At 58.5% G+C, this 12576-nt stretch carries 9 protein-coding genes and 1 tRNA gene; 3 read left to right on the top strand and 7 right to left on the bottom strand.

The annotated features are described in order from the left end of the window. Positions 1 to 46: 46 nt before the first annotated feature. From purL to gmd, 6 genes are all read right to left on the bottom strand, one after another. A complete protein-coding gene (gene purL / locus CABTHER_RS10970; protein WP_014100711.1) occupies positions 47 to 2347 on the bottom strand; it encodes a phosphoribosylformylglycinamidine synthase subunit PurL in 2301 nt (766 codons plus the stop codon). Between the two features lie 160 nt (positions 2348 to 2507). Then, positions 2508 to 3368, bottom strand: coding sequence for a ParB/RepB/Spo0J family partition protein (locus CABTHER_RS10965; RefSeq protein WP_014100710.1), 861 nt, complete (start codon positions 3366 to 3368; stop codon positions 2508 to 2510). Continuing rightward, positions 3319 to 4122 (bottom strand): ParA family protein, encoded by an 804-nt coding sequence (locus tag CABTHER_RS10960; RefSeq protein WP_014100709.1) that lies wholly within the window; start codon positions 4120 to 4122, stop codon positions 3319 to 3321. The genes CABTHER_RS10965 and CABTHER_RS10960 overlap by 50 nt, the downstream gene beginning before the upstream one ends. 164 nt (positions 4123 to 4286) lie before the next feature. Beyond that, the gene (locus tag CABTHER_RS16045) at positions 4287 to 5039 is read right to left on the bottom strand and encodes a 16S rRNA (guanine(527)-N(7))-methyltransferase RsmG (protein ID WP_014100708.1); all 753 of its coding nucleotides are present in this window, start codon (positions 5037 to 5039) and stop codon (positions 4287 to 4289) included. Continuing rightward, positions 5029 to 5961 carry a GDP-L-fucose synthase gene (gene fcl, locus CABTHER_RS10950; RefSeq protein ID WP_014100707.1) on the bottom strand — a complete coding sequence of 311 codons (933 nt, stop codon included), beginning with the start codon at positions 5959 to 5961 and terminating at the stop codon, positions 5029 to 5031. Before fcl ends, CABTHER_RS16045 begins: the two co-directional genes overlap by 11 nt. 16 nt (positions 5962 to 5977) lie before the next feature. After that, on the bottom strand, positions 5978 to 6994 hold the full coding sequence (gene gmd, locus CABTHER_RS10945) for a GDP-mannose 4,6-dehydratase (RefSeq protein ID WP_041569931.1): 1017 nt from the start codon (positions 6992 to 6994) through the stop codon (positions 5978 to 5980). A gap of 176 nt (positions 6995 to 7170) precedes the next feature. On the opposite strand from gmd, the gene CABTHER_RS10940 reads away from it, so the two are divergent. From CABTHER_RS10940 to CABTHER_RS10930, 3 genes are all read left to right on the top strand, one after another. Then, positions 7171 to 7244, top strand: a tRNA-Gln gene (locus tag CABTHER_RS10940). 215 nt (positions 7245 to 7459) lie between these two features. Beyond that, positions 7460 to 8869 (top strand): dihydrolipoyl dehydrogenase, encoded by a 1410-nt coding sequence (lpdA, locus tag CABTHER_RS10935; RefSeq protein ID WP_014100705.1) that lies wholly within the window; start codon positions 7460 to 7462, stop codon positions 8867 to 8869. A 110-nt stretch (positions 8870 to 8979) separates the two neighbouring features. Then, positions 8980 to 10566 (top strand): glycoside hydrolase family 57 protein, encoded by a 1587-nt coding sequence (locus tag CABTHER_RS10930; protein ID WP_014100704.1) that lies wholly within the window; start codon positions 8980 to 8982, stop codon positions 10564 to 10566. A gap of 78 nt (positions 10567 to 10644) precedes the next feature. Here CABTHER_RS10930 and lepA read toward each other — a convergent pair whose 3' ends face one another. Beyond that, positions 10645 to 12450, bottom strand: coding sequence for a translation elongation factor 4 (lepA, locus tag CABTHER_RS10925; protein WP_014100703.1), 1806 nt, complete (start codon positions 12448 to 12450; stop codon positions 10645 to 10647). Positions 12451 to 12576 lie beyond the last annotated feature (126 nt).

The following is a 12576-nucleotide window of genomic DNA, read 5'->3' as shown; positions in this document are numbered from 1 at the left end:
TTCTGAAAGCTGCCTGCAATCACTGCCTGTTGGCACAAGGCAGGCGCTACAGGCACAGTGCCGTCCGCCAGAGGTGCTCCAGTTCTGCGACGGGTTCATCGAGCGCCAGTTCACCATCCAGCGTAACCGTAAACCGGTTGCCGCGAACAATGCCCAGCGAATGGCACGGAACCTGATGCTTCTGACAGAGCGCTTCCGCTTCCGCGCAGCGGGATGGTGCAACCACGATCAGCATCCGTCCGGGTGTTTCGCCGAACAGAAGTCCGGCCCGGGAAAGGCCAGGAGCTTCGGCTGAAAGACATAAATCCATACCAGACAGGGCTTTACCGTGGGTAGAAAAACACAGTTCAGCAAGCGCCACCAGCAGCCCGCCGTCTGAACAGTCGTGCGCGGCTGCCCACAGGCGTTGCTGCACGCCTTCCAGAACGCAGTGCTGAAGTCGGCGTTCCGCATCCAGATTCAGCACTGGCAATGGACCGGTTATCACACCGAAGCGTCGGCGGAGGTATTCTGTGCCGCCCAAGTCTTCGCCGGTTGCGCCCAACACGTACACGGCGGCTCCTTCGTCCAGCGTGCGGGGGGTGATGACCAGCCGCACATCCTCGATGAGACCAACTGCACCAATGACCGGGGTCGGGAAGACGCCGCGCCCTTCTGTTTCGTTGTAGAGGCTGACGTTGCCGCTGACGATGGGAGTGGCGAAGAACTCTGCCGCCTCTCCCATACCAGCAATGGCCTCCCGAAGTTGCCACATCACTTCCGGTCGTTCTGGAGAGGCAAAATTGAGGCAGTTGGTCAATCCGATGGGTTCAGCACCAACGGCAACGAGGTTGCGGCACGCTTCAGCGACCGCCAGGGCTGCTCCCTGGCGGGGTTCAATAGCTACGTAGCGTCCGTTGCCGTCGAGCGTCATAGCTACAGCCTTGCGGGTTTCCTTGATGCGGATAACCGCGGCATCGGCTCCGGGCAGAACGATGGTGTTTGTGCGCACCATGTGATCGTACTGCCGGTAAATCCACTGTCGTGAAGCGATGTTGGGCGAGCTGAGCAACTGTCTCAGGTCAGCCTGGATTTGTGCGGCAGAGAGATGCCGTTCTGTAGTGGGAAATACCTGGGCCAGTTCTTTCTCCTGCCTGGCCCGGCGGTCAGCCGCATCTGCAACCCATCCGGCCGGGGGGGCAGCCGGTCGCTCATAGCGTGGTGCGTCATCAGTGAGAAAGCGGTTCGGAATGTCAGCGACGATTTGGCCGTGGTGATAGACCCGCAGCCGTTGGGTGTCGGTGACGCGCCCGATGACGACGGCTGAAAGCCCCCACTTGGTAAATATCTCCTGTACTTCCCGTTCCCGTCCGCTGTCGGCCACCAGCAGCATGCGTTCCTGCGACTCCGAGAGCATGATTTCATAAGGTGTCATGCCGGTTTCGCGCTGCGGGACATGGGACAACTCAAGGTCAATGCCGGTTCCGGCACGGGCGCCCATTTCGCAACTCGAAGAGGTCAGCCCGGCGGCGCCCATATCCTGAATGCCGACAATGCAACCGGCGCGCATGGCTTCAAGGCAGGCTTCGAGCAACAGTTTTTCGCAGAACGGGTCGCCAACCTGGACAGTCGGGCGTTTGGCAAGGGCGTTGTCGTCAAACTCAGCCGAGGCCATGGTGGCACCGTGGATGCCATCGCGTCCGGTCTTCGCGCCGACATACATGACAGGGTTGCCAATGCCGGCCGCCTTTCCCAAAAAAATCTGATCACGACGGACAAGCCCCAAGGCAAAGGCATTGACGAGCGGGTTCAGGCTGTAACAATCCTCGAAATAGACCTCGCCGCCGATGGTTGGGCAGCCAAAGGCATTGCCGTAGTGGGCAATCCCACGTACGACACCATCCAGAAGCGCCCGGTTGCGAGGGCCGTGGTGGGGGGCATCAAGTGGACCGAAGCGCAGGGAGTTGAGCAGGGCAACCGGACGCGCTCCCATGGTGAACACATCTCGCAAAATGCCACCAACTCCTGTAGCAGCTCCCTGAAAAGGCTCGATGAACGAAGGGTGGTTGTGTGACTCAATCTTGAAGGCAATACACCAGCCTTCGCCAATATCAAGAATGCCGGCATTCTCACCGGGCCCCTGTACCACCCGTGGCCCTGTCGTTGGGAGCGTCTTCAGGTACGTCCGTGAAGACTTGTACGAACAGTGTTCAGACCACATGACTGAGAAGATGCCCAGTTCAACCAGGGTTGGTGTACGTCCCAAAAGTTGGCACAGCCGGGCATACTCCTCGGATGTCAAACGGTGAACAGCAAGAAGTTCAGGGGTGACGACCAGCGTCGCCGTTGCTTCAGGTGCAGAGGCCATGGGCCGGAAGCCTCCCGGAGGACAATAGAGGACCTGCGTCCAGATGTCGGGTCACGTCAAAGCCGCGGATTGTAGCCACAGTGGAATGCCGTGGTGAAGTGGGCGATGCATTGTAGCCAATGTTTCACGTGAAACAGCCTGCTGCTCGCTGACGGCCGGTTCACTGGCTGTCAGTCAGCCGTAGTAGCCGGTTGTAGAGCCGGTCAAGGTCTTCTGCGCTGTAGTATTCGATTTCGATGCAGCCGCCGCGTCCACGCCCAAGAATACGAACTTTCGTGCCAAGCAGTTTGGAGAGCTTGGACTCAGCAAACTTGACATTGGGATCGGTCGGATGAGGGGATCCCACAAGAACTGGCTCGCCACGCAGGACACGTTTGACAAAACGCTCGGTTTCACGGACAGATAGACCCCGCTCAATGACACCTTCTGCAACACGTCGTTGGAGCGCCTCATTTTCCAGAGCGAGCAAGGCACGAGCATGACCGGGACTGAGCAGGCGGTCTTCAACCAGTTTTTGAATGTCAGGCGGAAGCCGGAGCAGCCGGATGGCATTGGCAATAGTGGCCCGGTCTTTACCCAGCCGGGTGGCGACCTGTTCTTGGGTCAGCCCCAGTTCGTCCATCAGGCGGCGGTAGGCTTGAGCCTCCTCGATAGGCGTCAGGTCTTCGCGTTGGATGTTTTCAATCAGCGCCAGTTCGAGCAGTTGTCCATCAGGGACTTCCCGCACCACGGCCGGAATACGGTGCAATCCTGCCCGTTGGGCGGCCCGCCACCGACGTTCGCCGGCAATAATCTGGAAGTTTTCGCCCTGTGGTCGTACAACAATGGGCTGGAGAAGTCCATGTTCCCGGATGGACTGTGCCAACTCCTCAAGTTTTCCTTCGTGAAACGTGACGCGCGGTTGCTCCAGGTTGGGTAGAATGCGCTCGATGTCGAGTTCGAGCAGGGTTTCACTGGCGGGTGGCGTACGTTCAGGAAGCAGCGCGCTCAGTCCGCGTCCAAGCGCCCTTCTGGTTGTCATGCGAGATGACCTCCTTGGCGAGTTGTAGGTAGGCATTTGCCCCCCGCGACTTGATGTCGTAGAGAATGATGGGCTTCCCGTGGCTTGGCGCTTCGGCCAGTCGGATGTTGCGGGTGATGACCGTCTCGAAGACCTGTTTGCCGTAAAAATCCCGTAAATCGGCCATAACCTGGTTGGAAAGATTCGTCCGCTCATCGAACATCGTAAGCAGAAACCCCTCGATAGCCAGAGTTGGGTTGAAGCTGCGCCGGATGCGCGCCAAGGTATCGAGCAACTCCGATACACCCTCCAAGGCAAAGTATTCGCACTGGATCGGCACCAGGACGGAGTCGGCGGCACTGAGGGCATTGATGGTCAACAATCCCAGGCTGGGCGGGCAGTCAATGATGATGTAGTCGTACTGCTGCCGATGGTTTTCAAGCACCCGGCGCAGGACGAATTCACGTTCTTCGAGGTTGACGAGTTCAACTTCCGCTCCGGCTAGGTTGCGGTCGGCTGGCGCAACCTGGAGTGCTGGCAGTTCTGTGGGTTGAATGATGTTGTGCAGCGGCTCATCCAGAATGAGGGCATGGTAGAGCGTGCGCCGCAGCGTACCACGCCGGATACCGACACCACTGCTGGCATTGGCCTGCGGATCGGCGTCCACGAGGAGCGTCCGCTGGTCGTTGACAGCCAGGCTTGCCGCCAGATTGATGGCTGTCGTTGTCTTGCCAACGCCGCCTTTCTGGTTGGCAACGGCGATGATTTTCCCCATGCCGTCCCCCTTGTTCGTGCTGAAAATGTGAAACGTGAAACACCTGGCAGCGACTTCTGGCTTCCGCCGGTTTTCGCTGTAACCGTTTGGCTGCTCCTGTCAGCTACCTGCATTGGTTGCTTGGAGCGGCATTGTAGCGCAGACGCAGAAAGACCGTAAAAGGATTAGTTGATGCGGCGGACGAGCAGGACAACCACGCGCCGGTCTCCCGTCGGGAGCAGATGGTGTTGGCGCAGTTCCCAGGCCGGAGGCAAACGGCTGGTTAATGCCCAGGCGTCTTCCTGTCCGAACCAGAAGGCAGCGCTCGCAAAAGGAGGCACGCGCAAAAGCCGTGGCAGACGGCGCGGGCCATCCTCGACGGCCCGCGCCAGGATACCGCACGTTTCACGTGAAACATCAACTCCGCAGGAAAGCAGCGCCCGTACAGCGGTGCCCGGTTCGATGTCACCGGCAAACACCTGAACCCGCCTGCCAAGATCAAGTTCAGCCACACAATGACGGAGAAACGCCACTTTTTTGGGACGCCGTTCGGTGAGAACGAACTGCCAGTCCGGGCGTGCAATGGCCAGAACAAGTCCCGGAAAACCACCGCCGGAGCCAATGTCCATCCACCGGTCCGGTAAATCAGGAGCCGTCAAACACGGCAGCACCGCCAGAACATCGAGGTAATGCCAGCGAACAGCCTCGACCGGAGCTATCAACCGGGTCAGATTGAACTGATTGTTAGCCTCACCAAGCAGACGGTAATGGGTGACGAGTGCCGCCACCTGTGTGGCATCCATGGCTATCCCGTGGTCTGCCAGTGCCGCAGTCAGCCGTGACTGAAACAATGGCACATCCCGATCTGCAACGAAGGGCAGGCGTTGTGGACCTGTTGGTGAGACGTCTTCCAGTAGGGTGTGGGTTTCATCGGCCATGGTGAGCGCAGTACCAGGTGTAGGTCGCCGCAATTCCCTCGCGCAGATGAATCTGCGCCCGCCAGCCCAGGGCATGCAGCCGGGAAACATCGAGCAGTTTGCGCGGTGTGCCGTCAGGTTTTGCCGTGTCGTAAACAATGTCGCCCGCGTAGCCTACAATGTCACGAATCAACATCGCCAGTTCGCCAATGGAGATGTCTTCGCCGACGCCGACATTAATTGGTTTGTCGTCTTCGTAGTGTTGCATGAGAAACAAGGCTGCATCCGCCAGGTCATCCACGTGGAGAAACTCCCGGCGTGGTTTCCCGGTGCCCCATACGGTAACGGTCGGCGCATTGGTCAGCTTGGCTTCGTGAAACTTCCGCAGCAGCGCCGCCAGAACATGCGACGAAGTCAGGTCAAAGTTGTCGCCCGGACCATACAAGTTAGTTGGCATCAATGAGATACCATTGAAACCATACTGTTTCCGGTAAGCTTTGACCATGGTCAGTCCGGCAATCTTGGCCACAGCATAAGGCTCGTTGGTCGGCTCCAGAATACCCGTCAGAAGGCAGTCTTCCGGCATCGGCTGGGGTGCAAACTTGGGGTAAATGCACGAAGAGCCAAGAAACAACAGCTTCTGGACATTCGTCCGGCGAGCTGCCTCAATGATGTGCGTCTGGATGAGAAGATTGTCCCGGATGAAATCTCCACCGTAGGTGTCATTCGCCAGGATGCCGCCGACCTTGGCTGCCGCCAGAAAGACATACGCCGGACGTTCAGCGGCAAAAAAGGCTTCAACTTCCATCTGCCGTGTCAGATCAAGTTCTGCCCGCGTCCGCAGAAGCAGGTTCGTATAACCCTCTGCGCGGAGTTTGCGCACGATGGCTGAACCGACCAGTCCCCGGTGGCCGGCGACATAGATTTTGGCATCTTTCTCCATAAGCAAGTCCCTTTGTTCAGGTGGAAGCGCGCACAAGGGCTTCGCGGCGTGCCAATTCCAAATCGTGGTCAACCATCCGGGCAACAAGCGCCGGGAAGGAAACCTGTGGTTGCCAGCCCAAATGTTGCCGCGCCTTGCTGGCATCGCCAAGCAGGTGATCGACTTCCGTCGGACGAAAATACCGTGGGTCAATCTCGACGTAATCCCGCCAGTCGAGTTCCACCCGGGCAAATGCCGCCTCAAGGAACTCCCGCACCGAGTGGGCCTCGCCTGTGGCGATGACGTAGTCATCTGGAGTTGCCTGCTGGAGCATCCGCCACATGGCTTCGACATAGTCACCGGCAAAACCCCAGTCCCGCTTGGCGTCGAGGTTGCCCAGGTAGAGTTTTTTCTGAAGCCCGTATTTGATGCGCCCGACGGCGCGCGTAATCTTGCGCGTCACAAAAGTCTCGCCCCGCCGTTCACTTTCGTGATTGAAGAGGATGCCGTTACAGGCAAAGAGACCATAGGCTTCGCGGTAGTTGACGGTGTACCAGTAGGCAGCCACCTTAGCCACGGCATAGGGACTGCGGGGGTAAAACGGTGTGGTTTCACTCTGCGGTGGCGGGGCCGCGCCAAACATTTCCGATGAACCGGCCTGGTAGTAGCGGATCGGCTTGCCGGTACGGGCTACGACATCGCGTACGGATTCCAGCAGCCGCAACGTTCCGGTGGCCACGACATCACCAGTGTACTCCGCCTGCTCGAAGGATACCTTGACGTGTGACTGCGCGGCGAGGTTGTAGATTTCATCCGGCTGGACGGCCTCAAGGATGCGGCGCAGGCTGGTACTGTCAGCCAGATCGCCATAGTGGAGAGTGAGTTGACGCAGTGGGTCATGCGGATCACGGTACAGGTGATCAATGCGTCCCGTAGAAAACGAACTGCTGCGCCGAACGATGCCGTGGACGTTGTAACCCTTGGCGATCAGCAACTCGGTCAGGTAGGAGCCGTCCTGTCCGGTGATGCCTGTAATCAGTGCGACTTTATTCATCAGTGAAATTCCCGTGGGAAACTTGTGTGGGCCCTTCATCCGTACCACATCAGACCGGATATGGCTGCGCAGGGGTGTTTTGTCAAGCGGATAGCCAGCTTTGGATGATGTTTTGGGTTGACTTTCCGGGGTGTTTTCGGCCAGCATGGCACGTGCTGGCTGCGGTCAGTCCTTGTTGGGAGATCGTTCAATGGTAGGACATCTGGCTCTGGACCAGAGTATCGGGGTTCGAATCCCTGTCTCCCAGCCAATCTTCCTTATGCAAAACGGATGCCAACCGGCATCCGTTTTTGCTGTTCTGATGGTGCCTGATAATGTCAAAGGGTGGCCGTCAGGCTGCCGGCGCTCCCGATGCTGGGCTTTCAGTGCTGAGCGCCCCTCCAACTCTGGAAATCCCCACCTCTGGGAAAGGGCTGTGTAGCGTTCCCCTCGCCTGCCCGCCCTCCCGTGATATGAGGCATAACCGTGAATTCTTCCAACAATTCCTTTGATGTGGTGATTATCGGCGCCGGGCCGGGTGGTTATGTGGCGGCCATTCGGGCCGCACAGCTTGGGCTGAGCGTGGCTCTTGTCGAAAAAGACAAGTATCTGGGCGGGACGTGCCTGCTGCGTGGCTGCATTCCCACCAAGGCCCTGCTTGAGAGTGCAACCATCTATGAGCAGTCCAAACACGCGGCTGACTATGGCGTGATTGTGTCGGATGTCAAACTCGATTACGAAGGCGTACGGAAATACAAGCACAAAGTCGTGCTCAAGTCGGCCAAGGGCGTCGAGTACCTGATGAACAAAAACAAGGTCAAGGTCTTCAAAGGTTTTGGCTTCATTGAAGACCCCCACACCGTCAGCGTAACCAACGGTGACACAAAGGAATACCTGAAGGCGCGGTTCATTCTGGTGGCAACAGGTTCCGTACCCCGTGACATTCCACTCTTTCCGACCGATGGTGTGCGTATCATCAACAGCGACCACGCCCTGGAGATGACGGAGCTGCCGGCTTCCATCGTCATTCTTGGAGCTGGTGCTGTGGGCGTGGAGTTTGCCTCCGTCATGACGCGCTTTGGCGTTGAAACGACACTCGTCGAAATGCTGCCGCGCGTTTTACCCATTGAAGACGCCGCTATCAGCGCTGAACTGGAACGGGCGCTGCGGGCGCAGAAAGTCACGGTCAAAACCAACACCAGGTGCGAAGCCGCTGTGGTCAATGAACAAGGCGTAGCGGTGACGCTCGTGGATGGACAGGGTGAACGCACCACGTTGCAAACCGAAAAACTGCTGGTGGCCGTCGGACGCCGCCCCATCAGCGATGGAATTGGCCTTGAAAACACCAGGGCGGTCGTCGACAAGGGCGGTTACATTGTGGTCAACAGTTTTCTCCAGACGGCAGAGCCAAGTGTGTATGCTATCGGCGATGTCATCAACACCCCGTGGCTGGCCCACGTGGCCTCGGCAGAGGGCATTGTGGCCGTCGAGCACATGGCCGGACACACCACCGAACCCATCAACTATGACCGGGTGCCAAGCTGTACGTACTGCGAACCAGAAGTCGCCAGCGTCGGCCTGACCGAAGCCAAGGCCCGCGAACGAGGCTACGAGGTCAAGGTCGGCTCCTTCCCCTTTGCCGCCAGCGGCAAGGCACGGATCCTGGGACAGACGGAAGGTATGGTGAAAATTGTCAGTGACGCGAAGTATGACGAAATCCTGGGTGTCCACATCATCGGCCCCCGCGCCACAGAACTCATTGCCGAAGCCTGTGTCGCGCTCCGTGGTGAACTGACAACCGAAGAACTGATGCGCACCATTCACGCCCATCCAACCTTGTCAGAGTCGGTTATGGAGGCGGCACATGGAGTTTTGGGCGGCCCCATTCACATCTGATGCCTAACCCTCAGACAACCACCTGGCCAGTGCAGGTTCATTGAAGACGCCATGCCGCCACGGCAAGCCATTTGGGAGACAACGGTAAGGCCGTTCCAGGCCCCCTACGCATGACCACTGGATTTCTGTCACTCATTCTGCATGCCCACCTGCCGTTTGTGCGGCATCCAGAGTACCCGGAATTTCTGGAGGAAGACTGGCTCTACGAAGCTATCAGTGAAACCTACGTCCCGCTGCTGTTCGTTTTCGAGAACCTGCACCGGGCTGGGGTGCGCGTCCGACTGACCATGAGCTTGACGCCGCCGCTGTGCGAAATGCTCGTGGATGATCTTTTGCGCGAGCGGTACGTCCGGCACTTGGGCAAACTCGTTGAGCTGACCGAAAAGGAAATCGTTCGCACCCAGGGCACACCCTTCGCACCGGCGGCACAGGCGCACCACGAACACTTCCGGGCCGTCCAAAACCTGTATGAAAACGTCTATCGCCGTGATCTGATTGGCGCTTTCCGGCGATTGCAGGATGAAGGCGTACTGGAGATCATCACCTGCTGCGCAACGCACGGATTTCTGCCGCTGATGCGTTATGAATCGGCGCGGCGGGCGCAGATTCGGGTTGCCGTGCGTAACTACGAAAAGCACTTCGGTCGGTCGCCCTCCGGCATCTGGCTGGCCGAATGCGCTTACGAACCGGGCATTGATGCGCTGCTGGCCGAAGTCGGTTTGCGCTACTTCATTGTGGACTCACACAGCATCATGTTCGGTTCGCCGCGGCCGGCGCGGGGTATTTTTGCCCCAACCATCACCCCTTCGGGCGTCGCGGCCTTTGCCCGTGATGTGGAAACCAGTGAGCAGGTCTGGAGTTCACTGGTCGGCTACCCGGGCCATCCCAACTACCGCGAGTTTTACAAAGACCTGGGCTATGAGGCCGACTACGACTACATCAAGCCCTACCTGCACGCGGATGGGGTGCGGCGCAACATCGGCATCAAATACTTTCGCGTCACGGGCAAGGTGGACCTGCACCACAAGCAGCCCTACATACCGGCCTGGGCCACCGAAACCGCGGCCGAGCACGCCGGACACTTTCTCGCTTCCCGGCAGGCCCAGATGCGCCACCTGCGGACGGTCATCGGGCGTGCTCCGTTGGTGGTCTCGCCCTACGACGCTGAGCTGTACGGTCACTGGTGGTACGAGGGACCGCAGTTTCTGGACTTTCTCATTCGCAAAATCCACTTTGACCAGGATGAGGTCGTTCTGGCGACGCCGAGCGACTACCTGCAGATGTTTCCCCACAACCAGCCCCAGGTGCCATCGGCTTCGTCGTGGGGCGCAGAGGGTTACAACCGGGTTTGGCTCAACCGGGATACGCAGTGGATGTATCGCCACCAACACCAGGCCGAGCGACGCATGGAAGAGCTGGCCCAGCGGTTTCCCACACCGCCCAGCCTGCTTGTGTACCGGGCGCTCAATCAGGCGGCACGGGAGCTGTTGCTGGCACAGTCAAGCGACTGGGCCTTTATCATCACCAACAAAACCATGGTCCAGTATGCCGAGAAGCGCTTTCGTGACCACATCCACCGCTTCACCCGCCTGTATGAAATGCTCACCAGCGGCGCGGTGGATGAAGACTGGCTGGCCGAAGTGGAAAAACGTGACACGATTTTCCCGGAGATGGACTACCGGGTTTATGCGCGCTGAAAAGGCAACCCTGCGTGGACGGCCTTGTGTGAGCTGCAAAATCGCGTCATGAGGTGCGTTATAAGAATTGACGCGCTTTTACTTGTTGTCACCGACACGCAACACAGCCAGGAAGGCTTCCTGTGGAATATCCACACGCCCGACTTTTTTCATCCGCTTTTTCCCTTCCTTCTGCTTTTCGAGCAGTTTCTTTTTGCGCGTAATGTCGCCGCCGTAGCACTTGGCAAGTACATTCTTGCCCATAGCCTTGACGGTTTCACGGGCAATGACCCGGTTTCCAATGGCCGCCTGAATGGGAACCTCGAAAAGTTGCCGCGGGATGAGTTCCTTCATCTTCTCGACAAGAGCGCGTCCGCGGGCATAGGCGTTATCGCGGTGAATAATGAGCGACAGCGCATCCACCTGCTCACCGGAAACAAGCACATCGAGTTTGACCAAATCGGCCGGCTCGTAACCTTTCAAATGATAGTCGAGCGAAGCGTAGCCACGTGAAACGGACTTCAGCCGGTCGAAGAAGTCAAGGACGACTTCCAGCAGGGGAAGGTCGTAGGTCAGCATGACGCGCTTTTCACCAATGTAGTCAAAGCCACGCTGAACACCGCGCTTTTCATCAAGGAGTGCCAGGATTGGCCCCAGGTAGTCATCCTGCGTCATGATGGTGGCGCGGATGATGGGTTCCTCGATGCGTTCGATCTTGGACGGGTCGGGCAGTTTGGAAGGGCTGTCAATGGTGATTTTCTCGCCGTTGGTCAGATAGACATCGAAACGGACGCTGGGCGCAGTGGTGATGAGGTCAAGGCCGAACTCCCGTTCAAGCCGTTCCTGGACGATTTCCATGTGGAGCAGTCCAAGAAAGCCACAGCGGAAACCAAAACCAAGGGCGGCGGAATGTTCCGGCTCGTAGAGGAACGAAGAATCATTGAGGCGCAGCTTGTCGAGCGCGTCGCGCAGGTCTTCGTACTGATCGCTTTCAACCGGGTACAGCCCGGCAAAGACCATGGGCTTGACTTCCTGGAAGCCAGGCAACGGCTCGGCGGCCGGGCGTGCCGCTTCGGTCACTGTGTCACCGATGCGCACGTCGGCGACGGTTTTGATGTTGGAGAAGAAAAAGCCGACTTCTCCGGCGCCCAGTTCGCTGATTTCGCGCATTTTGGGCGTCATGACGCCGACGCCCTCCACTTCGTAGTCGCGGCCGGTGGCCATGAAGCGGATTTTCATCCCTGGGCGCAGCACGCCGTCCACGACGCGGACAAGTACGATGACGCCTTTGTAACTGTCAAACCAGGAATCAAAAATGAGTGCCTTGAGCGGGGCATCCCGGTCACCTTGCGGAGGTGGGATTCTTTCCACAATGCGTTCAAGAAGCTCATCCGTCCCCACGCCGGTCTTGGCACTGGCAAGAACAGCATATTTGGGGTCAAGCCCAATGACCTGCTCAATCTGGGACAGCACGCGCTCCGGTTCGGCCGATGGCAGGTCAATCTTGTTGATAACCGGGAACATTTCGAGATTGTTTTCGAGCGCCAGGTAGGCGTTGGCGAGCGTCTGGGCTTCGACGCCCTGGGTGGCGTCCACAACAACGAGCGCGCCTTCGCATGCGGCCAGCGAGCGCGAGACTTCGTAGCTGAAGTCCACGTGGCCGGGCGTGTCAATGAGGTTCAGGACGTAGTCTTCACCATTGCGCGCGCGGTAGTTGAGGCGTACGGCGTGGGCTTTGATGGTGATGCCGCGCTCCCGTTCGAGGTCCATGGCGTCGAGAACCTGTTCGGCCATCTCACGCTGGGTCAGGGCACCGGTGCGTTCAAGCAGGCGGTCGGCCAGCGTGGATTTGCCATGATCAATGTGGGCGATAATGGAGAAATTGCGAATGTGCTGAATATCCATGAAGCGTACAGACCTGACACAGGATCGGGAGTTGGGGCAACGATAGCACGCACCGGCCCTGCGTTTCACGAATCGCCGCCAGTCGTGGAAAGCCGCGGGTGGCGAAAGTTTGGCCGGCTCTGGCGT

The organism is Chloracidobacterium thermophilum B (genome assembly GCF_000226295.1).
Lineage (GTDB): Bacteria > Acidobacteriota > Blastocatellia > Chloracidobacteriales > Chloracidobacteriaceae > Chloracidobacterium > Chloracidobacterium thermophilum.
Note: the sequence above shows the minus strand (reverse complement) of the source record. Positions and strands in the feature narration are given on the sequence as shown.

Coding starts and splice junctions, on each gene's coding strand:
- purL (WP_014100711.1), bottom strand. CDS start 2,347: ATGGCCTCTGCACCTGAAGCAACGGCGACGCTGGTCGTCACCCCTGAA.
- CABTHER_RS10965 (WP_014100710.1), bottom strand. CDS start 3,368: ATGACAACCAGAAGGGCGCTTGGACGCGGACTGAGCGCGCTGCTTCCT.
- CABTHER_RS10960 (WP_014100709.1), bottom strand. CDS start 4,122: ATGGGGAAAATCATCGCCGTTGCCAACCAGAAAGGCGGCGTTGGCAAG.
- CABTHER_RS16045 (WP_014100708.1), bottom strand. CDS start 5,039: ATGGCCGATGAAACCCACACCCTACTGGAAGACGTCTCACCAACAGGT.
- fcl (WP_014100707.1), bottom strand. CDS start 5,961: ATGGAGAAAGATGCCAAAATCTATGTCGCCGGCCACCGGGGACTGGTC.
- gmd (WP_041569931.1), bottom strand. CDS start 6,994: ATGAATAAAGTCGCACTGATTACAGGCATCACCGGACAGGACGGCTCC.
- CABTHER_RS10930 (WP_014100704.1), top strand. CDS start 8,980: ATGACCACTGGATTTCTGTCACTCATTCTGCATGCCCACCTGCCGTTT.
- lepA (WP_014100703.1), bottom strand. CDS start 12,450: ATGGATATTCAGCACATTCGCAATTTCTCCATTATCGCCCACATTGAT.